Source organism: Legionella donaldsonii (assembly GCF_900452385.1).
GTDB lineage: Bacteria > Pseudomonadota > Gammaproteobacteria > Legionellales > Legionellaceae > Tatlockia > Tatlockia donaldsonii.
Genome location: NZ_UGOA01000001.1, coordinates 830,406 through 854,612, shown reverse-complemented (window position 1 = coordinate 854,612; position 24,207 = coordinate 830,406). Strand labels below are relative to the sequence as shown.

Here is a 24,207-nt window from a genome sequence, read left to right as displayed (position 1 = left end):
TCGAATATATTGATAAATTTGATAGATTTTAACTATCATAAGCAATATCCGTTTCGGTCTCAGTTTCGCGATTAGATAAGACTAATACACTGATACCAATAAGACTAAATAAAACAGCGGGGATTGCTAAAGGCAAGGTAGAGGTCACGGTTTTATTAATCAATAAATAACCAACAAGTCCTGCAAATAAAAAGCGTAATGCCCCTCCAGCCGCTGCAGCAGCTCCTTTTGCTTCTTCAAAGGGTGCCATAGAACCGCCTGTGCCAGCTCCCATACAGAAGGTGCCACCCGTGCCGATAAGTAACATCGGATAAATAAAATTGTGAATACTTAAGCCCTGGAGCAAATACCAGGTAAGCATCCATAATCCCCCAACAAGGGTTAGCAAATAACCCAAGAGACAGGTTTTTAAAATACCCAGGCGCTCAACAATCGAACCGCCAACAAAACTGCCAAACAGCAGAGAGATCCCCATAAAACAAAAATAAAATCCATAATGAGTTTGTGGAATGTGAAGAGCACGAAGAATCAGATAAGGAGACAAGGCACAAAATAAATAGAGATAACAATGGCCGAAAGCCGAGGCCATCGTATAAACAGCAAAATCCTGATTGCGTATGACATGGAAATATTGGACAAAGATTTTTCCGGTTAAAGGAGTTCGCTTTGCGACAGGTAATGACTCATCAAGCCAGATGCCTATTGTATACAAAGCAGGTATGGCAACCAGCAAAAGAGCCCAAAAAGTTGCCGACCATCCCAGATAAAGATCAAGATAACTGCCTATAAACGTAGCAAAAATGGGAGAAAAGGAAATCATTCCATTTAAAAAACTATACGCTTTGGCGCTTTTTTCGCCCGTATAATGATCTCTTACCATTGCAAAACCAAGTACGATCATACCGCAGGAGCCTAATGCTTGAATAATGCGGTAGCCAATCAATTCGTAGACGTTCTCTGCCAAACCACAACAGATTGACCCAATAGCAAAACACAGAATTACCACGAGTGAAACTTTCCGACGACCATAATGGTCAGAAATAGGCCCAATCACTAGCTGCATAAAACCTGCACTGAGCATAAATAAATTCAAGGTCATCAACATTTGGGTGTCACTAGCGTGAAAATCCCGTGTTAGATGAGGGATAGCAGGCACATAAATATCCATTGCCAAAGGCAGAGCCAATACCATAGGAGTTAATGCGAGGATTAATTTGGCAAACATCTGAGTTAGTTACCTGGATATTTTAGATACAATCTATTCTAACTCAGAACAATACCTTTGTTCCAATAATTCTAACTAAAATTAGGCTGTTTTAATTTATCATTCTCAAGCAGTTAGTTATTATTTTAGCCCACGCTTGGTTATAACAAATATTAGAATTACAACGTGTTCGTAAACAAGGCAAAATAATGATTGATTTATAGCTATTATGCTGTTCAAATAATCAATTTAACGATTCCGGAGATTGAAAATGTCCAAAAAAGAAATGATATGCCGTATCGTTCGTCATATCACCAAGCAACCTGACTGGCAAAAAGCCTGCTGTCGCTAATGAGATTACCGCCCCTTACCGAACTACTAACTTATAAAAACGAGCGGGTAGTTCGCTATTTCTGCCACCTATACCCCGATTTTTCACATGAAAAAAGTACCCAGTTATTTCAGGATCTCTTGGCTTGGATGTGGCTTAATGCCTATCGTCAAACCAACAAACGCTCAACTTATCTGTTCGGTCCTTTACTCATTGTGGATAAAATGTGGCATACCTTCATCTTGCATACACGAGATTATGTCGATTTTTGTTATCGCCACTTCAATGATTATTTTCATCATCATGTCGAACCAGCTGGTTTTGAGCACCATTTAACAGCAGAAGAGCTAGCCGATTTCCTTCAAGACTGCTTTGAATATCTTGGTGAAAACTGGGTTCTTCGTTACTTTAACGATGCGCTTGATGAAGATTGACTGCTTTTAACACAACTTATCGACAAGGCTTTATAGATAACGTATTATCGTTAATACCTTTCACATTTTTTTAGAACAATAGTAACTGCACCCTCAATCCTTGGATGACTCCAAAACATCTGAATTGTGAATAAGGTGAAAAGTTACAGATAATTAATCCTATTTGGAGTAAAACCATGGCAGCCGAACGCTTTTCGGCCTCTTTTGTCAGCCGACTGTCATTATCTAACGCGCAACAAATGCCCCAAGGATATTATCGTTCTAAATTATTTATTGCACCTTTTACTACCAATCCGCTTGTAGCAGCAGCAGGACCCTTGCTCTCTCTTTTGGAGCGTTTATGTATTACACCTTCTTTGCCGCCGATAACAAGTATCCGTGAAAATATCGAGCATGAATTACGTGCTTTTCATAGCAGGGTCAATAGCAAAACATCTACTGAAGAAATAGATGCTCTTGCGCACTATATCCTTTGTGCCACTATTGATGAGCTGTTGGGAAAAAATTATCTGCGCCTTTATGGCAAGGTTGCTGAATTTAAAGCCTTCACGCCCTCGTCACATGATGAGATAGGCCCACAGCAGCGTTTTTTTGACATTGTTAATTATATTAAACAACAACCCAATCAATATCTGGATTTAATCGAACTTGCTTATTATTGCTTGATTGCAGGTTTTGAAGGGGAGCAGCATGGACGTCCAACTGGCAGACAAGTCCTGGATAATTTAATCGAAGACTTGTATCAATTAATTCAACAGCACCGTGTCAACAAACCACATCGTTTATTTCATGAACAAAAAGTGATTGACAACTTTCCCCAAAATTACAGGCCTGTCATTGTTACAGCTGTCTCCGCCCTGGTAATATTGGTCGCCGGTTATTTTATTAGCCATACGTTATTAGAAAATCAGGCCAAAATCGTTCAATTTGGGCATACTGTAACCGCTAAACTGGATGATTAATGGACAAATCCTTAACCGTACTTTGTGATACCTTAAAAAAAATTCTGGGTTATTTAAAGCCACAGAATAATGCTATCTCTTTTGTCTTGATTACAGGCAAAGTAAATCAAGGCAAAACGGCTTTGCTACGTCAGAGTAATCTAACTCATTATCCCGTTGATACCGAAGGTCGTGCTAACTTTTTCTATAACCAGCATGGGGTGATTTTAGAGCTTGGAGAAACCTGGCTTAATCAAAGTGAAAATTTACTAGCCTATACTCTGAAACAACTTAATCGTTGCCACAATAATGTCAGAATCAGTGGCATCATTTTATGCATTAATAGTAACGAGCTATTACTCGCAGAACCCGTACAACTTGTCGAACAATGTAAATCACATGCACAACTGCTCGAGCGTTTTGGGCATGCCTTAGGCTACAGTGTTGAAGGCTTCATCCTGTTGACTAAGCTCGATACTCTCGCCGGGTTTTGCGAATTTTTTCAGTCTGATCACACCAGTGAACTTGCAAAACCACTCGGATTTTCCCTGGATTATACAAAACAGAGAAGTAAGGTACTTGTGAATTACAGGCAACAATTTGATCAAATGCTGGAAGTATTAAGCCAGCAAATTATCAATAAATTACATCCTGCCCGCTCCAGTGCCAAACGTACTTTAATTAGAGAATTTCCTCTGCAACTTGCTAGCTTGCGTGTACCTGTACAATCCTTATTACAAAATTTGCCGATTCAATTGTTGCGCATACAGGCCATCTACTTTACCAGTGCAGAACAAGGCGGTCACAGTATTGACCGACTAAATAAGAAGATTCAACACGAATATGCGCTCACTGTTCAGGATAAATTTCCTCAATCCAACAATTACCGGCCTTATTTTATAGAAGGTGCTTTGAAAGCTTGCCAGGAACAAACCAAACGCCATATCAGGCAGACAAGTACCATTCAGAAATTACTAACAGGGTTAACCGCTGGAATACTTGGTTTATCGTTTTTGGGGATAGTTCATCAACACTTCAAAACATCCAAACTATTAGATGAAGCGAGTAAGGAATTACTAGCCTATGAATCAATGCTTGGACAAGTCAATGATAAAACTGCTGCGCTCTACCATTTGTCATTGGCTGCGACCAAATTGCAACAGATTCCCTCTAATGTACTTTCTGTACCAATCATTGAACAATTAAAAATTCAATTGCATAGTAATACCAAACATCGTTTACGCGATAATTTCTTACCTGAATTACTATCTCATGTTGAGCAAACCATTTCCGATCCTGCCCAAACACAAATAGCACGGTATCAAGCCCTGAAAATTTATCTGATGCTTGGTGAACCGGAGCATTACTCAGAAAGCGAAGTAACCAATTGGTTCTCTCAGTATTGGCAAACCAATAACCAATCAAGTAATTTAGCTAAACAGTTGTTATTGCTTAAAGATGCTTTAAAACAACCCATGCAACCTGTGGTTATTAATAGACAACTGGTAAGTGACGCGCGGAATTACCTCAATGCTTTACCCGCAACCTATCTTTATTACTCACTGGCAAAAAGTAACTTTTCTACCGAGAAGCAAAATCTTGAAATGAATGGCTTTGAATTAGCCAGTAAAGAACTGCCTGTTTACTATACAAAGGCTGGCTTTAAAGAAGTCATTATGTTGTTGCCAAAACTGGCAACCCAGCTCCAACATGAAAATTGGGTTTTAGCACGTCAAGATCTGAATAACTTGCCTGCACTCCTGGAAGAGGCTTATTACTTTGAATATGTAACCTGGTGGCAAAATTTCATTCGGCGCACAAAACCACAACATTACCAGGATTATCAACAAGCACGGCAACTCACTCAAACGTTGCATCAAAATAATTCAATAAACAAGCTTATTGAGTTGATTCAACAGCAAACAAGCCCCGAATTGGCTGAAGATGACGCTTTATTTAATCAAAAAGTAGCTAACCAATTCATGTATTTAAATTTGCTGAGTCATTCTGCCACTAACGAACTTTCACAGAATATCAATGAATTGGAAAAATTCCTTACCACCCTTTCACTAATCAATGATCAGGGTCGTACAATCTTTGATTTAACCAAAACGCGTTTTCAAGGGGGTACCTTATCCGACCCGCTCAGTACTTTGTACAATAGAGCGCGTCAACTCCCGGAACCTGTCTCTACCTGGGCAAAACAGTTAGCGGACGATGCCTGGTTCATTTTCATTAACGAAAGTAGAACTTATGTAAATAAACAATGGCAGCAATCTGTTTATAAAGCATACCAAACCACCATAGCCAATCGTTATCCCCTTGATCCTTCAAAAAAAGATGAGGTGGCTCTCGGTGATTTTGATCGTTTCTTTGCACCCCATGGTGTGCTTAATGTCTTTGTTAATAATTACTTGAAACCCTTTTTAGATACGTCTACACCACAATGGCAACCCAAAGAATTAAATGGCTATGTATTACCTATTTCAAGTGAGATCACGAATGAGTTAATCCGTGCCAATGTCATTACCAATATGTTCTTTCCTGAAGAAACCGAAACAAGCAAGATTGAATTTAGTCTCCAAAAAATCAATTTGGATCCTGTCGTATCCAATTTACAGTTAACTATTGGTAAAACGACATTGACGGATAATCAAAGTAGTGACTCCTATACTCTCTTTAGCTGGCCGCAAACGGATGCAAAATTAACGTTATATTCCATTGAAGGGAATCATTACGAACTGGAAGAGGCGGGCCCCTGGGCATTCTTTAAGATGCTGGAAAAAGTTAATGTACTAGTTGATAGCAATGATAGCGCCAGCTTACAAATCTTATTTGAAGTGAATGGCAATTCTGGGCGTTACCTGTTGAAAACTCAAAATCAAATCAACCCATTTAGCCCCGGCATCTTAACAGGTTTCATACTGAAATCAGATGTTGCCTAGAACTTAGAAAAAAAATAAGCAAACACCAGGTTTGCTTATTATCCATCGACTAAACGATTAGAAACCTGTCGTAGCAGTAACAGAGCTGCTAGTGTGTTCTATGACAAGTTCTGCTAACAATCCTCTTTCTTTTGTCGATACCATATCGGCAGTATTGTAGTGTATAGAAGCAGTTTCGACTTTCATAAAATGTTGTTGTGGTAATTTATAGGGCTGTGGCACCAGGCGAATCACCGCGTCTATTTCAGCAATCGGAACCATGTCATTGACAGTACTTCCATTTAACTCGGATTTAGCCCGTTGCATAATATTTTCAACCGCCTCAGCATCCACGTCTAATAAAGAGTGGCCGTCCGCAGCAATCGCATAGAGTTTTGGTGCTTCTTTTTTGTTTTGATGATTGACATAACTACAAGTTAACACTTCAAGTTTTACTTGTGCAACAAATTCACCCGTTGTTACATCCTTAGTCCAGTTAATCGCGCCTTTGGTATAACCAGACTCGAGTCCTACAATTTTCTTACCAACTAACATGGCTGTACTACAAAATTCTTGTAAAAGGGTTCCTTGCAAAAATTGACCACCGAAGTTAAATATTTTGTTAGCATTCGAACCTGGCGTGGTGATTTTATCACCGGTCAATGATTCAATTGCAGCAATAATAGCCGAAGGATCAGAGGAATCCTCAGTTAGTATTTTTTGCCCAGCGATAGTGACACTACCCCTAGCCACATCTTTAACAATGGTTGCCCCATCAGGTAACACTGCCTGTTTAGTCGTCAAACTCATTTCATTAAATTTTTGCGACTCCTCTATCATTACTTGATGATAATCAACTTGATTTACTGGCAATTCACCGCGAGCATGAAAATAAGCTAATTCGTAGGCAGAAAAAAGACAATCATGGATTTTTGTCAACATAGGGAAAAGAGCCGGAGAAACCTTAGATCGACCCGAAAAAACAGCCTGTTTAGGAATATCAAGTTTCAAACTCTTTAAATCATCCAGGGTACGATATCTCTCTTTATCTAAATAATTTTTAAACGCTTGAATACTCTCTAGTATAGCGATTGCTTTCAGTAAATCATGAATGGCCATATCATTACTTAAATTAAGCTGCTTATGGAGAGCACTGAAAAAATCAGACTCTGTATCACTAAACAAGGTAAATGATTTCTTAGGTTTTACTCTCCCTAAGAGTTCATGATTAATTTGATCCAGTACTGTTGTCATGATTCTATGTATGATTTAATGAGAATAAGACTGTACTATACAGGTAAAACATGAATAAAATATTAACAGGCTGTTTCTTTTAGATTTCTTTACAAAAATGAATAAACCTCAAGATGCTGATACAGGAGAAACTCACCATGCCTTCGTTTTTCGGACTAAAAAATAACAATCGGGAACTAGTATTTTATACACCTATCTTCGAAGCAATTGATCCTGGCCACGACCTTGGTGAATACAACAGTTGGAGATGGATTGAAAAACCGACAAACGTCTATAGAAATTTTTACCAATCCCGTGCAGATTTACATGCGGATACAAAAGCTCATGGCTGCTATAAAATTACTCTCCCCACTACTTCTGAAACTGGAAGCACCTTAAGTGAAGCAGACTTGAGAGACAAATGCCATACACTTGCCATCTCGTTGCCAGCCGAACAAATAATCAGCTATATCACCAAAAATGGAACTGAATATGACAATCCATTTTATGCACAAGCATCCGTTCCTGCTCCATAAAAAGGGAATCAACTAAAATCCAAGATCGGGGCATTTAATGAAGAATCAGAAGCACGAACGAAAAAGTGAACATAGCTGATTAGTTATTATTAAGTTAAAAATTTTCTATTATTTAACAATTGATCTATTGCCTCCTAATAGGCATTAAGGTTATTTTATAATCAATAGAGCGTATTTCTTGTCCGGCTTACAGGGCAAAAAGAAGGAAGCCAGGTTAATGATGTGGTGTGCATGCTTAACTCATTTAAGAAGCCTAAAACATCTTACGAGGCATCCACCTAAAAACAAGAACCGTGACAAGAATACCCTCTATTAACTCTCTCTAAAGCAGTGCCATTAGCTTTTGTTATTCAAATTCCTGAGACCTCCCTGAATCCTAAATAATAGAGCAAGTCAAGACTGTTTTTTTATTATTTATTTGTTATGATCACGGTCTTGGTAAAATTTATTACCGGCCTCCTATCCTGTGGATAATTTTTAGCCTTCCCCTATTTTTATTTGTTAATAAAACGCTTTACTTCCAAAAAAACCTTGTATTTAAAAGACTAAATTGTTTTTCCTTTTTGTTTCGATCTCATGGTTTATCCACAAAATCTGTGGATAACCATGTGTATAGACTGTCGAACTAGTTAACGACAGGAATAGTAAACAAAGGGATCAGACAACGTTGCACCATCATAACTATCGTTTGTATTAGCGATAACAGCCTACACCCTGTTTACCAATGAGCTGGCAATGGGTAAATCCTGAATTATTTAAACGGTAACTTACCGCCCCATAGTTCACAATTATTTCGTCCCCATTCGTTTGTAGTTGTATACGGGCGTATTCTTTTTTCTGCTGACAAGCTGACGTCATTTGCAACCATTCTGTTGGCTCTTTCTTTGTACCAGTATTTAGAACGGTAACGGCAGGTTGATAAGTATTTCTGCCACAAGATGAAAGAGTTAATCCATTGGCTGTTGGAACAGTAATAATCCTGTCAAAATTGGCTAATGTGGCTTTAACAGCTTTCTCAGCATCTAAAATTCCATGCCCACAAGGCTTTTCACCGACGCAAGATTTATTGCTATCGTTACTTTTCCCAAAGTCATGGGTCGTTGCATAAAGAATTTGCTCTACCTGTTCTGGTAATATTTCTCCCTCTCTAATTGCAAAAATTAAACCCGCTACACCTGCTGCATGGGGTGAGGCCATACTGCTTCCCTGGTAGAAATCAAAACCCGAGCCTTGATAACCACCACCGGGGTTAACCGTGGAAAGAATACCACCTTCCCTACCATAACGCAGATCCCCTCCAGGAGCAGAAAAACTGACGCTCGGCCCATAATTGGAATAGTAAGCACGCAAACCTTCTGGTCCTGTAGCCGCAATCTTCATAGTCCCATTACACGCAGCGGGTGCATTATAATGCTCCCAGCGATTATCATTACCTGCAGCAGCAGTAATAACCGCGCCTTGTTGGCGTACAAATAACAAAGCATCCTGTAAGGCCGCATCACAATGGTCAATTTCCTTGCCAGGACGTTCATCAACACCAAAACTCATATTGAGTACTTTAGCGGGATAGGGGTTAATCGGCGCTCCAGGTACACGTCCTCCCACAGACCAGTATATGGCATTAATCACCTGACTTTCGTAAAACATCCCTGTTGCGTCAGGAATTTTAACCGGTAAAATTTTCAGATTCTCACCAACTCCCATCATGACATCGCCATAACCAGCAATAATCCCTGCTACATGAGTGCCATGGTAAGTACCCGTTTCATCAAGAACATTGTTATTATTTGCAGCAAAATTCCATCCCCAAATATTCCCTGCAGTATCTTTAACCAAGTTATTAACCAAACTGTCATTAAGGGTAATACCGGTATCCAAGACAGCAACAATCACTGGATTTCTTGCCAGGCCAGTACTATAAGCCCAGGCACCATCTCGGCGTCCTGGTGCAGATTCCAACATCATACCCGCCGGGGGTGAAAACTCATCCCATTGCAATTCATGAGAAAGCATTGGCGTTAAGCGCATTGATTGAGGATTAGGAACCGGTTTGAAATAACCTACTCTGTCTTTAACGGCATAAATTATATTTGGATTTTTACGGAGTTGGTCAAGAATCCTTGCAGTGCTATCCATTTTTTTGAGAGCAGTTTTCGGTAAGTTTTTATCATTAAAGACTAACGTATAAGCGCCACCTGCAATAGGTGTTAATGAGTAGATAGGCAAATGGGCAGTTTGACTTAGTAAAGCTCGCAAAGAAGATACTGCTAAAGGTTGTTTATATTTTACAATAACCCTTATAGCAGCTTCTTCAGCAGCAACCAGATGAATAAAAGAAAAAAGTACTAATCCTATCAATCCTTGACAACGCATCTATCCTACTCCTTTTGCTCTAATTCAACAAATAAGTATGTAAGAGAATAAGCGTTGTGACAACAAGACCACTGACTTACATGTCTATTTATTTTGGTGTCTCTTGGGTTGCTACTCGTCTTATCTAATAGCGATAGTATTCAGGTTTGTAAGGACCATCAATGGGAACACCGAGATAATTTGCCTGCTCCTTAGTTAACTGTGTCAGTTTTGCACCAATACGGTCTAAATGTAAACGCGCGACTTTTTCATCCAGATGTTTGGGGAGAACATAGACCTGCTTGTCATAGTGTTGAGTATGTTGAAATAATTCTATTTGCGCCAAAACCTGATTTGTAAAAGAGGTAGACATAACAAAACTGGGGTGCCCGGTGGCACAACCCAAATTGACCAAACGCCCTTCAGCAAGAATAATCAACCGCTTACCATCGGGGAAAATCACATGATCAACTTGAGGCTTAATATTTTCCCATTGATATCCACGTAAACTCTGGATATCAATTTCTGAATCAAAATGGCCTATATTGCATAGAATAGCTTGATTCCGCATCCGTACCATATGCTCATGTTTGACCACGTGGTAATTACCTGTCGCTGTAATAACGATATCAACCTGCTCAGCGACCTCATCCAGTCTAACGACTCGATACCCTTCCATGGCTGCTTGCAACGCACAAATTGGATCAATCTCACTAATCCATACCGAGGCACCCTGACCTCGCAGCGCTTGCGCACAGCCTTTACCTACATCCCCATAACCAAGAACCAGTGCTACCTTTCCCGCTATCATCACATCTGTTGCGCGCTTAATGCCATCTAGAAGTGATTCACGACAGCCGTAAAGATTATCAAATTTAGATTTGGTTACTGAGTCATTGACATTAATAGCAGGCATTCCCAATTGGCCTTTTTTAGCCATGTCGTAAAGTCTTGCTACGCCAGTTGTCGTTTCTTCAGATACGCCCTTAATTGCCGCCAACATGGATGGGTATTTTTCATGGATAATCTGGGTTAAATCACCGCCATCATCGAGTAGCAAATTGGGTGACCAGTCATTGGGGCCACGCAACGTTTGCTCTACGCACCACCAATATTCATCTTCCGTTTCACCCTTCCAGGCAAATACGGGTATACCTGCAGCCGCCATGGCGGCTGCAGCATGATTCTGCGTTGAAAAGATATTGCATGATGACCAACGAACTTCCGCTCCCAGAGCAAGCAAGGTTTCGATCAAAACAGCCGTTTGAATTGTCATATGCAAACAACCTGCAATACGTGCACCTCGCAGTGGTTTTTCGGTAGCGAACTCCTTCCGCAAAGCCATCAAACCCGGCATTTCTGTTTCTGCAATGGCGATTTCTTTTCGCCCCCAGGCCGCTAAAGACAGATCAGCAACTTTATAATCTTGGGTTGCGTGATTTTTTGTTACAACAGTATCCATCTGTGTCATGAGTTTGTCCTCTCAATCGATCCTTCAACCAGGGGCTGTTGAGATCTCGCCAGCCTAAGTCGAGAGTATTGATTTGCGAGCGGTGAAGCGCAGAAAACCAATACTTTTCGGCCAAGACAACAGAAGTCAACAAACCCTAATCAACTATTAGGGCGTTAAGGTCATAAGGCTTTACTTAAAGCAGCCACTTTATCTAAACGCTCCCAAGGTAAATCTTCGCGTCCATAGTGTCCGTAAGCAGCAGTTTGCCTATAGATAGGACGTAATAAATTATGATGATCGATAATACCCTGTGGGGTTAAATCAAAATGAGTATTAATCAATTCAATAATTTCTGAATTAGTCAGATGGCCAGTACCAAAAGTATCCACACTGATAGAGGTTGGCTCTGCAACACCGATAGCGTAGGATACCTGGACTTCACATTTGTCTGCCAAACCAGCCGCTACAATATTTTTTGCCACATGACGCGCAGCATAGGCAGCAGATCGATCCACTTTAGAAGGATCTTTACCAGAGAAGCAACCACCGCCATGGCGTGCCATACCACCATAGGTATCAACTATGATCTTACGCCCCGTTAAACCACAATCTCCAAGGGGGCCACCAATGACGAAACGTCCTGTTGGATTAATAAAGTAACGCGTTTTAGGCAATAACCACTCAGCAGGCAATATCGGTTTAATAATTTCTTCTCTAACCGCTTCAGTTAACTCCTGATGACTAATATCGGGAGAATGCTGAGTAGAAAATACGATGGTATCCACAGCAACAGGTTGTCCCTGCTCATAGCGCATAGTTAATTGACATTTCGCATCTGGGCGTAACCAGGGCAGCTTATTTTCTTTACGAAGACTGGCCTGTTTTCTCATTAAGCGATGCGAGTAGGCAATAGGTGCCGGCATATATACGTCTGTTTCCTTGCTGGCATAACCAAACATCATGCCTTGATCGCCTGCGCCAAGAATTTTAGTCTGTTGGTTATCTACTCCTTGGGCTATGTCAGGAGATTGCTTGCCAATTGCTGATAAGACTGCACATGAAGCCCAATCAAATCCCATCTCTGAACTGTTGTAGCCAATGTCTTTAATCACCGCACGAGTAATTTCATCAACATCAACCCACGCAGTAGTCGTAATTTCACCACCCACTAAAACCATACCGGTTTTAACAAAGGTTTCACAAGCCACACGGGCTTTAGGATCTTTAGCTAAAATAGCATCCAAAATAGCATCAGATATTTGATCGGCGATCTTATCTGGATGCCCCTCAGAAACTGATTCTGAGGTAAAAACATGAAAATCACTCACTTTATCCCCTTGTATACTCATTAAATTTAACTCATCATTGCCATAAACTGCTCAAAAATGGCTTCAATATCATGCGGCCCGGGACTAGCTTCCGGATGACCTTGAAAACCAAAGGCTGGCTTATGCTTATGCCTGATTCCTTGTAAGCTCTGATCAAATAAAGAACGGTGTGTGACTTCTAGGCAATCCGGCAAAGAATCTTCATCAATTGCAAAACCATGATTTTGACTAGTAATTAGAACTCGTTTAAGTCCATCAGTCTCGATTACCGGATGGTTAGCACCATGATGGCCAAATTTCATTTTAAGTGATTTTGCACCACAGGCCAAACCCAGTATTTGAAAACCTAAACAAATTCCAAAAACCGGTACATTCGCATCGAGAAATTTTTTAGTTGCTGCAATTGCATAATCACAAGCCAATGGATCACCTGGCCCATTAGATAAAAAGATGCCATCAGGATTCAGTGCCAGTGCCTCTTCAGCCGAAGTTTTAGCCGGTACAATCGTTACATGACAGCCTTTATCATGGAGAATACGCAAAATAGTATGTTTCACACCAAAATCATAGGCTACAACATGAAATCGAGAGGGTTTAGAAGCCTCTCCCCATCCCCCGCGCCCTTCATGCCAACGTTCCACTGTTTTCCGCGATACCTCACAGGCCAGATCCATGCCTTCCAAACCAGCAAACGCTTTAGCCTTCGCTAAAGCAAGTTCAGTTTCATTGGTCGACGTACTAATACAGGCGGCCACAGCACCGTGTTGACGCAACCGCAGTGTTAAGTCACGTGTATCTATACCAGCAATTGCCACAACACCATGTTTTTTTAACCAATCTGGTAACGATTGTTCAGAGCGGTAATTTGAGGCCACCAAAGAGCAATCGCGCATCACTAAACCAGCAGCCCAGATCTTTGATGACTCCATATCTTCAAGATTACAACCTGTATTTCCAACATGGGCGGTGGTTAGAGTAATAATTTGTTTGGCATAGGAGGGATCTGTCAGCATTTCCTGATAACCAGTCATTGCTGTGTTAAACACTAATTCACCTACGGAGTCACCATCGGCACCAACAGAGACGCCTTCAAAAGTCGTCCCGTCGGCAAGCACTAATATTGCAGGTTTATTGAACATATTAAGACTCTTTAATCAGGGCGTTACTACCGAAGCAACCTGCCTAGGTCTTTCAACCTAAAGCCTCAGTTTGCTTCACGCAACGCCTACAGGCTGTGATAAAAATAATCAATTGTACAGCACAGCCGTTAAAATTTCATGTCTTCAAAAAACTTTTTTACACCATCAAACCAGGAAGTAGAGCGCGGTGAATGCGTTTTCTTGCTGCTATCCAAAGAATCTTGCAATTTAGTAAGCAACTCTTTTTGTTCTTTTGATAAATTCACCGGGGTTTCTACAACAACGCTACATAATAAATCGCCTGTCGCATGACCTCGCACTGACTTCATACCCTTGCCACGCAAACGGAATGTTTTTCCAGTTTGTGTTTCGCTGGGAATCTTCAAAGTAACCCGACCCTCCAGGGTAGGTACTTCAATTGATCCGCCTAGTGCTGCAGTAATAAAACTAATAGGTACTTCGCAATACAGATCACTTTCATGCCGTTCAAAAATAGCGTGTGTTTTAACATTTATCTGTACGTATAAATCACCCGGTGGACCACCATGGATACCAGCCTCTCCTTCACCGCCTAGACGTACACGATCGCCATTATCAACACCAGCAGGAATTTTGACAGTTAATTTTTTGCTCTCTCGGACTCGACCTTGCCCATGACAATTAGTACAAGGATCAGTAACGATTTTTCCTTCCCCATGACAAGTCGGACAGGTTTGTTGTATAGAAAAAAACCCTTGCTGGATACGAACCTGGCCTACGCCATTACAGGTTTCACAAGTTTTTGGCGTGGTCCCTTTTTTAGCACCCGAACCTGTACAAACCTCGCAGACTACATGTCTAGGAACAGTGATCTCAATTTGTTTGCCAAGAGCAGCCTCCTCTAAGGTGAGCTGCACATTAAATTGTAAATCTGCACCGCGTTGTGCCCGGGACTGTCTACCTGCAGAACGCCCACCAGAAAATATATTCTCAAAAATATCTTCAAAAACATCGCCAAAGCCACCAAAACCGCCATGCCCCCCACCCATAGAAGGATCAACACCTGCATGCCCAAAACGATCATAGGCAGCACGTTTTTGTTGATCGGATAACACAGCATAGGCTTTCTGTATTTCTTTAAATTTTTCTTCTGCTGCTTTATCATTAGAGTTACGGTCGGGATGATATTTCATCGCCAGTTTGCGATAAGCTTTTTTGATTTCGCTTTCCTCAGCATTACGACTAACGCCAAGAAGTTCATAATAATCCTGCTGTTCCATAACTCTAATACCATCAAAAATTAAAGACTACCGTTATCGTGTAGCCATAAAAGAACGGAGTGCCACAAAGCACCCCGATCACCTTCTTATAGGTCTTACGCAAAACTCCGAGCTCGATGTTTTTCGTAAGTCCTGTGCTTTGTTACGCTTTATTTCTTATCATCCTGAACTTCTTCAAACTCAGCATCGACAACACCTTCATCTGCTGCTTTTGTTGATTCTTGAGCTTTAGCGTCACCAGGTGCTTCCTGTTGCTGGCCTTCCGCTGATTTTTTCGCATAAATACGCTCGGCCATCTTGGAAGAAGCCTCACTTAGAATTTTTAATTTATCTTCTATGTGGGCCTTGTCATTACCTTTTACAGCTTCTTTCAATTCAGCAATAGCCGTTTCTATACCTTTTTTCTCATCATCAGACAATTCGGTCGCTAAATCCTTTAACGATTTCTCACTGTTATGAATAAGACTATCGGCTTGGTTACGTATATCAGCCATTTCTTTGAATTTTCTATCTTCTTCTGCGTGCGATTGCGCGTCTTTCACCATCGCTTCAACTTCTGCATCACTCAACCCACTGGATGCCTTAATCACGATGGATTGCGCCTTACCAGTTGCCTTATCTTTAGCAGAAACATTAAGGATACCATTCGCGTCGATATCGAAAGTTACCTCAATCTGCGGTACCCCACGCGGTGCTGAAGGAATATCCGTTAAATCAAAACGACCCAGCGATTTGTTGGCAGAGGCCTGTTCGCGCTCCCCTTGTAACACATGAACTGTCACTGCCGTTTGATTATCATCCGCCGTTGAAAACACTTGATTCGCTTTAGTTGGAATAGTGGTATTTTTCTCGATTAGCTTGGTCATCACACCACCCAGCGTTTCGATACCCAAAGAAAGTGGGGTAACATCAAGCAAGAGAATATCTTTTACGTCCCCTGATAGAACAGCCGCTTGAATAGCAGCACCAACTGCCACAGCTTCATCAGGATTCACATCTTTACGTGGCTCTTTGCCAAAGAAATCTTGTACCGTTTTTTGCACAAGCGGCATGCGTGTTTGACCACCAACCAGAATCACTTCATTGATTTGCGATACAGTCAAGCCTGCATCTTTCAGGGCTACACGGCAAGGCTCAATAGAACGTTCGACCAATTTCTCAACCAAAGACTCCAATTTGGCGCGAGTCAATTTGATATTCAAATGTTTTGGCCCGGAGGCATCAGCTGTAATATAAGGCAAATTCACATCAGTTTGTTGTGTAGAAGACAGCTCAATCTTGGCTTTCTCAGCGGCTTCTTTTAAGCGCTGCAGAGCTAAGGGATCATTGTGTAAATCAATCCCACTGTCTTTTTTAAATTCAGCAGCAAGGTATTCTATTAATGCCAAATCAAAATCTTCCCCACCAAGGAACGTATCACCATTAGTAGCTAATACTTCGAATTGATGCTCGCCATCTACCTCAGCAATTTCAATAATAGAAATATCAAAAGTACCACCACCAAGATCATAAACAGCAATGACTGAATCACCTCGTTTTTTATCCATACCATAAGCGAGCGCCGCTGCGGTTGGCTCATTGATGATACGTTTGACTTCGAGCCCAGCAATACGACCAGCATCTTTGGTAGCCTGGCGTTGCGAATCATTGAAATAGGCAGGTACCGTGATAACTGCTTCTTTCACTTCTTCACCTAAATAATCTTCAGCAGTTTTTTTCATTTTACGTAAAACTTCTGCAGAGATTTGTGGTGGCGCTTTATCTTGATTATTTACTCTTACCCAGGCATCACCATTGTCTGCTTTAACAATCTCATAAGGCACCATTTTAATGTCTTTTTGTACGATAGGATCATCAAAACGACGACCGATTAATCGTTTTACTGCAAACAGGGTTTTTTTAGGGTTAGTCACTGCCTGACGCTTTGCAGACTGCCCAACCAATACTTCATTATCATCGGTAAAAGCAACAATTGAAGGAGTAGTGCGAGAACCTTCGCTATTTTCAATTACACGAGGTTTATCACCTTCCATTATTGCTACGCAGGAATTTGTTGTACCTAAGTCAATTCCGATAATTTTTGCCATTTGTTCTTGCTCCACTCAAAAGTTAGTACTGCAATAGTTGTCATATGGGGATAAAATTTGCCAATTTCAAGCTATACCCGTAATAAAGTAACCTAATAACCATTAATAGGTTTATTTCGCTTTAGCAACAATGACTCTTGCTGGGCGAATTAGTCGATCATTTAATTTGAAGCCTTTTTGGAATACCGTTAAAACAGTATTCGCTGCAACACCGGGAACCTCTTGGATCGACATCGCTTCATGCTCTTGTGGATCAAACGGAGCTCCTTCCGGATTTATCTGCGTCACACCATGTTTTTTCAAAGCATCGATGAACAACTTCATAGTCAACTCCAAGCCCTCCTTCATGCCTTCCTGACCTTCTTTTTCACAAAGCTGTAGAGCCTGCTCGAGACTATCAACCACCGGTAATAACGCATTAATTATTTTTTCCAGGCTATAGCGATGTGCATGAGCCACATCACGCTCAGCACGCCGGCGAATATTATCTACTTCCGCCATGGCTCGCACTGCTTTTTCCCAGTTTTCATGGGCTTTTTGTTCTGCAAGGGTGAGTTGCTCTTCAAGCGCAGAATAACTTGGGTGCTCTAAAGCATTTTCGCCAGGCTCCGACTTTGCGTCTTCTTCATCCTCAGAGTCTTCATGGTCAAAGAGCTCGTCTTCTAATTCACTATTTTCTTTGATTTTATGCCAATTTTTTCTTTTATCTTCGCTCATGCAAAAACTCCCGAATAAGTTTGATGGCAATAGTTGGGGGCTATCAGCAAAATTTCAAGTCCGTTTGCCATTAAATTGCTTAATTCTTTACGAACCAGCCAGCTGCTTCCTGCGGAAGCAAAATCTTGTCCTTAGCAAGAACTAAATCTTGCTAGAAGTGTTCATTCATCGCATACTCAGTATTATAGATAACCAAAGGATTTTTTTTATGCACCAGTGGTCGCCAATGTCATGGCAACAACATTCTTATGAGCAAGCTGCCAATTACCCTGATCAGAATCAATTAGCAAAAGTAGTTGAACAATTAAGCAACCTGCCACCACTGGTGACCAGTGGTGAAATAAAAAACTTAAAGCAAGCCATTGCAAAAGCTGGTCGAGGCGAAGCGTTTATCCTGCAAGGGGGCGATTGTGCCGAATCTTTTAATGAATGCCGTTCGGATATCATCAGTAATAAGCTGAAGATTTTGTTACAAATGAGCCTGATCCTGTTACACGGGATGCGCAAACCAATCATAAGGATAGGCCGTATCGCTGGCCAATACGCGAAACCGCGCTCATCTGATCACGAAACCATCGATGGCGTTACATTGCCAAGTTATCGTGGCGATTTGGTTAATTCACAACAATTTGATGCCCCCTCGCGTGTGCCCAATCCTAAATTGATGCTGCAAGGCTATAGCTGCGCCGCCATGACGCTTAATTTTATTCGTGCTTTATTAGATGGCGGCTTTGCAGATCTGCACCATCCGCAGCGCTGGGATTTACGTTTCGTTGAGCACTCACCACAAGCCGAGGAATACCACGCTATTGTGCGCTCGTTGTCTGATTCCTTAGCCTTTATTGAAGCAATTGAGGGCTCCAGTAACAATAGCCTATTTAACAAAGTTGATTTTTTTACTTCTCATGAAGCGTTGCATCTTCATTATGAACAAGCCTTAACCCGGCATCTGCATGATGGCCTATGGTATAATTTATCAACTCATTTACCCTGGATTGGCATGCGGACTGCAAAATTGGATAGTGCGCATTTGGAATTTTTGCGGGGTGTACAAAATCCAATTGGCATTAAAGTAGGCCCTTCAGCCACGAAAGAATGGCTGACCGAAGTGATGGAAATAATTAATCCAAATCGTGAGGAAGGACGCTTATTACTTATTACCCGTCTAGGTGCAAAAGGTATTGATAAATTATTGCCTCCTTTAATTGAAACTGTTAAGGCAACCAAAAGCCCGGTAACTTGGTCTTGTGATCCCATGCATGGCAATACAGAAACAACATCTGATGGCATTAAAACCAGGCATTTTGACAACATCCTGTCAGAATTACAGCAAGCAGTTAAAATTCATCGTGAAATGGGTAGTTATCTGGGTGGAGTTCACTTTGAATTAACCGGTGATAACGTTACTGAATGTATTGGCGGTGCACGTGGTTTAAGTGCAGAAGATCTAAAACATGCCTATCGCAGCCTGGTGGATCCTCGTTTGAATTACGAGCAATCGTTAGAAATGGCGATCCAGCTCAGTAAACAATTTAATGTAAAATAGCAAATATTTTTTGCAAGTAATCAGGAATCCGCTGTTCTAGCCAATAGAGCGGCTTTCCTGGCAATTTTCCACTAATAAAACCAACATGCCCCCCGGAGGAACTCAGTTCCAGGGTAATATCTGAAGATAACTCGTCTGCTTGCGGCAAAACCTCTGGTGTCATAAAAGGATCATCCAGTGCATGAATAATCAAGGTTGGGGTGGCTATATGGCGCAGATAACGGCGAGAACTCGACTCTCTATAGTAGGCATGAACATTAGGAAACCCGTGTATAGGCGCCGTTACAAACTCATCAAAAGTCCAAAAACATTGCCATTTATCTATATTCTGCAAAACCTCGGGTAAATCCTCTGTATAGTTATTTTTCTTTTGTTCAAAAACCTGTCTTAAACGACGCAATAAGTAACCTTGATAAACTCGAGAAAAACCCTGGCTAATCCGATCAGCAACCAAACGTAATTGGAAAGGCACCGATACAGCCACCGCGGCATCAATTAAAGATTGTTGCCCCTGTTCTCCAAGCCATTTGAGTAAAACATTACCTCCCAGTGATATCCCAACGACCGCTTTTTTACTGGAGGGTTCCCTCTGCTTTAAGAGGTTTAGTAAATAATTGATATCTTCCGTATCGCCAGAATGGTAAGCCCGTAACAAACGATTCGGTTCCTCACTTGCTCCTCTGAAATGCATTAATACAGCCCGCCAGCCATAGCGATTAAATGCTTGCATTAATCCACCTACATAAGAAGATTGAACATTTCCACCTAAACCATGCAATAAAATAACCAGGGGTGTTTTACTATTGTTGCCATTAATTGCCCAAGCCAAATCAATGAAGTCGCCATCAGGTAGTTCAATGCGCTCGCGCAAATCAACTGGCGCCTGAATACGGCGAGTCAGGGTTGGATATATCGTCTGCACATGAGAGTTTGGCAACCACCAAGCGGGCTTGAAAGTGCTTTCTATTATCATGAGAACGCTTCCTTGTGATAAGCAGGACTGTATTCATGAACAGCCTCTATCATTGCGGCAACATGTTCAGGGGGCACATCCGGAGTAATTCCATGACCCAGATTAAATACATGGCCATTTCCCTGACCAAATGAGGCCAAAACCTGTTTCACTTGTTGACGTATACAATCCGGATTTGTTAGTAACACAGCCGGATCAAGGTTACCTTGTAAAGCAACCTGGTCACCGACCTGGGCCCGAGCCCTGCCGAGATCAACTGTCCAGTCTAGACCAAGCGCATCACAACCAGTACCTGCCATCTGCTGCAACCACTGACCTCCCCCCTTGGTAAAAAGGATAATGGGAATGTCGGGATACCTTGCTTTTAATTGCGTAACAATTTCCGCCATGTAATGAAGTGAGAAATCACGGTAGTTCGCAGGAGTCAGAATTCCTCCCCAGGTATCAAAAATCATCAAGGCATTCACGCCTGCTTTGACCTGTTCGTCTAAATAGAGGCTAACTGCCTGCGCAAGTTTGGTTAAAAGCAAGTGAGCTGCGTGTGGCTCTGAATAGAGTAAATGCAAAACTTTCTTAAATTCACGGCTACTCCCTCCTTCCACCATGTAGCAAGCCAGAGTCCATGGACTGCCAGCAAAACCAATCAAAGGCAACTCTTTCGGCATCTCCTGGCGGATCAAGCGCACGGCGTTCATCACATAGGCTAACTCATCAGCAGGATTGGGAATAGGTAAGGCATCTATGGCCTGTATAGTCTGTACTGGCCTTTTAAAGCAAGGCCCTTCCCCCTCAGCAAAATAAAGACCTAAATCCATAGCGTCAGGAATAGTAAGAATATCAGAAAATAAAATGGCTGCGTCCAAGGAAAAACGCCTAAGAGGCTGCAAGGTAACTTCACAGGCTAACTCAGGATTTTTACATAGATTGAGAAAATCACCCGCTTGTTCACGAACTTTGCGATATTCCGGCAAGTAACGGCCAGCCTGACGCATAAACCATACAGGGGTTCGAGTAACTGATTTCCGCTGCAACGCTCGAATAAACAAGGATTCATTACTGCTTGTCATAAACAACCATTTTTTTATTAGTAGAATTATCAATTTTAGCACTGTTTTAGCTTTCCAGCTTAAGGTTACCTTAACTTTTAGACGTTAAAATTAGGCAAGACATTTGTTGTGGAACACGCATGGAAACCAATGAACACCGTAATGCCGGTAATAAAATTCGCATAATGACCCTGGGCAACCCTTATTTAAAGGGAAGTGAAGGCCTATCTGAGAGCGATAACAATAATTTGCATGTCCGCATGATGCGGCTCGTTAATGGCATACCTGTTCCGTTAGAATTTGCATTAGAAGCCGGTGATATTGTTGCGTTGGCTGGAGATTATTACACCAAAGCAGGTTGGGGTCTGGATTTACAACTTCCCCCTTTAACAGGTCATGTAAAAAAAGATAATGAAGCCTTATTCAACTTGCCTGTCAGCCCCAAAGAGAACGATGTTTATCTTCAGGCCTATGGTGATTTAGCTTCCCCAACTCTCCGGAAAGCGGATATCCAACAGATTTATGCTATTGAAGAAAGAACCTATATTCCTTTTTTCCCCTCGTTGAATAGCATTTTTCAACAACTGGTCTATGCATTTCGCGTTAATGGTTACAATAAAAAACTAACATTGAACGAAGCTCATTTTGCTCCCTGGTCAACTCGAGCCTACATGGTTGGCCACACAGAAGCACTCCATTCTACTGAGCTGGCTTACGCGTTTAAACTCTTGGCTACTGAGGGCGATCTCAGTGAAATTGAGCCCGGGATACTTAGCGAAGCAGGACGTGTTGCAGAAGCAATAGGTCAAAATCCGACTGCTTATGGTTATAAAGCCTCACTGGACAATAAGACGCTCTACAACGAATTGTATTATCGTTACCATGCACTGGCTGTTGGGCAAGATCTGTTTACCATGCATTTTTATTCTGATCACTTTGCTGGCGGACATCTAAGCCGCATAGGTTTGTTGCGCCAAATTATGCCTGCACAATTTGGTAATTGGGGATCTATTCTCATCAACAATATGCACAATGAAGATAATACCTTTGGATTAAACGTCTTAAATCCGTTTCAACCCAAAGGCTATAAACACTATGGAGCTGATACCGTTTTTGGTGTTAACCCTAGTGAAGATCAAGCATACGGTGATGGGACCTATTTTGAACGCTCAAACGATGAAGATAGCAACCAACTCATTAATGGCATGGATAATTCACTCGGTGATATTACGAGACGCTTGTTAGGCGGCAAAAAACCGCAACCATCCCAATACGGTGGCCTTGCGTTCCTGCCTGAGGTGAATTACAAGGAATCGCAGCCTCAACCCCTATTGATACACGGAGTAGATGGCAAAGTTTATTATCGAGCGAATATAAGCCAAGTAGACCTATTAAGTGCTGGGCAATATGCAGCAACACGTCAAGATCCTGCTAATCATGGGTATAAGGAATTAGGTTATTTCTCTGCCATTTGGCTGGTTGCCAAATTAAGATTGTTAAGTTTTATCTATTCTCCAAAACTCGAACAGCCAACTGCTAAAAGCACTGCAGTGGTAACATCGCCTCTGGAAGAAGAAGCAGCGCGCTCAATGATGGATCACTTAATCACTACAACAGTCAATCCAGTTGCCCCATCCACTAAGCTGACAGAGGAACAAACTTCTTTAGGTGCTTGGCGTGAGAATCCTCCTCTCTCATCCAGTCATATCAAGACTTGCAGATTTATGCCACAGCCGGGAACCAGTGCCTTAAATACCCAACAACCTTCTGATGGAATGGTTTTAGGATCGTAACTGCACGTCATCTACAAGGGCTCTCCTGACAATGGTTCCCCAACAAGTTTTATTAACTTGGAATCATCAAAATTAATCAATGAAGCCTGTTCATTGATTTTATTTGCCATAAAATCTGCGCAAGACTTTATAAGGATTTTTACATCGTCCCAATATTCAGTTTCTATACCAATACAAATTGATTTGGCCCGCTGCATCACCGGTTGATATACTTCAGGTAAATGATTCATTACCCAGTCCGCCGCCGCAGGTTTAGATCTTATCGCATTGGTTTCCAAAGTACTCCAGATTCGCGCATAAGTAAGTAGGACATTTCGCGTATCATGCTCAAGATCCATGGCAAGTCTATTTAAATCATGAAGCATCGCTTTTATAAAATCATGGTATGGCACTGGTGCCAATAGCCGCTCAGGCTCTAACCCCAATAAAATTTGGCTCTTTAATAACACTTGCGTAACAATTAGCGCAAGATCAGGCATTTCATGAGTCAGCCAAGGTTCAATGATGCCCTTCTCAAAGGATTGGCGTAACCAATCCCCATATTGAAAATCAAAGTGAGGGGGATACCGCCAAGGGTTAATCGCTGTCTTCTCAACAAGGGTCATTTCAATAGGTAACTTTGAACCTTTCATATAAATACCAGAGATTTGAAGAAGATCAGCAATTAATCTGGCTTTTTCCTCTGAGGTTGTTGCGCGCTTGGTGACAACGAATAAGTCAATGTCGCTATATTTTTGCAGTCCGCCCACCAGGGAGGAACCATACAGATAAACGCCCAAAAGATCAGCTCCTAAAATCATTTTCAATAATTCCAGGCTATCTTTGAGTTGTTGCTGCATTTCAGGGCTATAAATAGAGGTCATCAATTTTTGTTAATTAACTACTGGCATCGTTATATTGCCATCGTTTCA

Annotated in this window: 18 protein-coding genes and 1 other RNA gene; 7 read left to right on the top strand and 12 right to left on the bottom strand. The window is 41.5% G+C overall.

The annotated features are described in order from the left end of the window. Positions 1 to 28 precede the first annotated feature (28 nt). A complete protein-coding gene (locus DYC89_RS04010) occupies positions 29 to 1,225 on the bottom strand; it encodes a multidrug effflux MFS transporter (RefSeq protein ID WP_115220609.1) in 1,197 nt (398 codons plus the stop codon). A gap of 330 nt (positions 1,226 to 1,555) precedes the next feature. Between DYC89_RS04010 and DYC89_RS04005 the strand changes: the two genes are divergently transcribed. The 3 genes from DYC89_RS04005 to icmF all read left to right on the top strand — a co-directional run bounded on the left by DYC89_RS04005 (position 1,556) and on the right by icmF (position 5,855). Further along, a complete protein-coding gene (locus DYC89_RS04005) occupies positions 1,556 to 1,969 on the top strand; it encodes a hypothetical protein (RefSeq protein WP_115220608.1) in 414 nt (137 codons plus the stop codon). Positions 1,970 to 2,145: 176 nt separating this feature from the next. Continuing rightward, entirely contained in the window at positions 2,146 to 2,931 is a 786-nt protein-coding gene (icmH, locus tag DYC89_RS04000) for a type IVB secretion system protein IcmH/DotU (RefSeq protein WP_115220607.1), read from the top strand. Beyond that, a complete protein-coding gene (gene icmF / locus DYC89_RS03995) occupies positions 2,931 to 5,855 on the top strand; it encodes a type IVB secretion system protein IcmF (protein WP_115220606.1) in 2,925 nt (974 codons plus the stop codon). The genes icmH and icmF overlap by 1 nt, the downstream gene beginning before the upstream one ends. A gap of 57 nt (positions 5,856 to 5,912) precedes the next feature. Here icmF and DYC89_RS03990 read toward each other — a convergent pair whose 3' ends face one another. Then, a complete protein-coding gene (locus DYC89_RS03990; protein ID WP_115220605.1) occupies positions 5,913 to 7,088 on the bottom strand; it encodes a hypothetical protein in 1,176 nt (391 codons plus the stop codon). Positions 7,089 to 7,225: 137 nt separating this feature from the next. On the opposite strand from DYC89_RS03990, the gene DYC89_RS03985 reads away from it, so the two are divergent. Both DYC89_RS03985 and ssrS read left to right on the top strand, forming a co-directional pair. Continuing rightward, positions 7,226 to 7,603: a hypothetical protein gene (locus DYC89_RS03985; RefSeq protein WP_115220604.1), complete on the top strand. Its 378-nt coding sequence runs from the start codon at positions 7,226 to 7,228 to the stop codon at positions 7,601 to 7,603. A gap of 160 nt (positions 7,604 to 7,763) precedes the next feature. Further along, a non-coding RNA gene (gene ssrS, locus DYC89_RS16925) (6S RNA) lies at positions 7,764 to 7,921 on the top strand. 375 nt (positions 7,922 to 8,296) lie between these two features. Here ssrS and DYC89_RS03975 read toward each other — a convergent pair. From DYC89_RS03975 to grpE, 7 genes are all read right to left on the bottom strand, one after another. After that, positions 8,297 to 9,976: a S8 family peptidase gene (locus DYC89_RS03975; RefSeq protein WP_115220603.1), complete on the bottom strand. Its 1,680-nt coding sequence runs from the start codon at positions 9,974 to 9,976 to the stop codon at positions 8,297 to 8,299. 124 nt (positions 9,977 to 10,100) lie between these two features. Continuing rightward, a complete protein-coding gene (gene ahcY, locus DYC89_RS03970; RefSeq protein WP_220271785.1) occupies positions 10,101 to 11,417 on the bottom strand; it encodes an adenosylhomocysteinase in 1,317 nt (438 codons plus the stop codon). A 170-nt stretch (positions 11,418 to 11,587) separates the two neighbouring features. Then, positions 11,588 to 12,736: a methionine adenosyltransferase gene (gene metK / locus DYC89_RS03965; RefSeq protein WP_115222645.1), complete on the bottom strand. Its 1,149-nt coding sequence runs from the start codon at positions 12,734 to 12,736 to the stop codon at positions 11,588 to 11,590. A gap of 26 nt (positions 12,737 to 12,762) precedes the next feature. Next, a complete protein-coding gene (gene carA / locus DYC89_RS03960; RefSeq protein WP_115220601.1) occupies positions 12,763 to 13,875 on the bottom strand; it encodes a glutamine-hydrolyzing carbamoyl-phosphate synthase small subunit in 1,113 nt (370 codons plus the stop codon). A gap of 128 nt (positions 13,876 to 14,003) precedes the next feature. Continuing rightward, positions 14,004 to 15,134, bottom strand: coding sequence for a molecular chaperone DnaJ (dnaJ, locus tag DYC89_RS03955; protein ID WP_115220600.1), 1,131 nt, complete (start codon positions 15,132 to 15,134; stop codon positions 14,004 to 14,006). A gap of 149 nt (positions 15,135 to 15,283) precedes the next feature. After that, complete coding sequence (dnaK, locus tag DYC89_RS03950; RefSeq protein WP_115220599.1) at positions 15,284 to 17,221, bottom strand: molecular chaperone DnaK; 1,938 nt, start codon at positions 17,219 to 17,221, stop codon at positions 15,284 to 15,286. Between the two features lie 111 nt (positions 17,222 to 17,332). Next, positions 17,333 to 17,938, bottom strand: coding sequence for a nucleotide exchange factor GrpE (gene grpE, locus DYC89_RS03945; RefSeq protein WP_115220598.1), 606 nt, complete (start codon positions 17,936 to 17,938; stop codon positions 17,333 to 17,335). A gap of 208 nt (positions 17,939 to 18,146) precedes the next feature. Here grpE and DYC89_RS03940 point away from each other — a divergent pair, with 208 nt between their 5' ends. Then, positions 18,147 to 19,484 (top strand): 3-deoxy-7-phosphoheptulonate synthase class II, encoded by a 1,338-nt coding sequence (locus tag DYC89_RS03940; RefSeq protein WP_115220597.1) that lies wholly within the window; start codon positions 18,147 to 18,149, stop codon positions 19,482 to 19,484. Here DYC89_RS03940 and DYC89_RS03935 read toward each other — a convergent pair. Both DYC89_RS03935 and hemE read right to left on the bottom strand, forming a co-directional pair. After that, positions 19,471 to 20,457: a hydrolase gene (locus DYC89_RS03935; protein ID WP_115220596.1), complete on the bottom strand. Its 987-nt coding sequence runs from the start codon at positions 20,455 to 20,457 to the stop codon at positions 19,471 to 19,473. The two genes, DYC89_RS03940 and DYC89_RS03935, sit on opposite strands and share 14 nt — an antisense overlap. Beyond that, entirely contained in the window at positions 20,454 to 21,524 is a 1,071-nt protein-coding gene (gene hemE, locus DYC89_RS03930; RefSeq protein ID WP_115220595.1) for a uroporphyrinogen decarboxylase, read from the bottom strand. Before hemE ends, DYC89_RS03935 begins: the two co-directional genes overlap by 4 nt. Positions 21,525 to 21,643: 119 nt before the next feature. Here hemE and DYC89_RS03925 point away from each other — a divergent pair, with 119 nt between their 5' ends. After that, positions 21,644 to 23,296 carry a hypothetical protein gene (locus tag DYC89_RS03925; RefSeq protein ID WP_115220594.1) on the top strand — a complete coding sequence of 551 codons (1,653 nt, stop codon included), beginning with the start codon at positions 21,644 to 21,646 and terminating at the stop codon, positions 23,294 to 23,296. Positions 23,297 to 23,307: 11 nt separating this feature from the next. On the opposite strand, the gene DYC89_RS03920 is transcribed toward DYC89_RS03925, so the two are convergent. Further along, positions 23,308 to 24,159: an aminoglycoside adenylyltransferase family protein gene (locus tag DYC89_RS03920; protein ID WP_115220593.1), complete on the bottom strand. Its 852-nt coding sequence runs from the start codon at positions 24,157 to 24,159 to the stop codon at positions 23,308 to 23,310. Between the last annotated feature and the right edge of the window lie 48 nt (positions 24,160 to 24,207).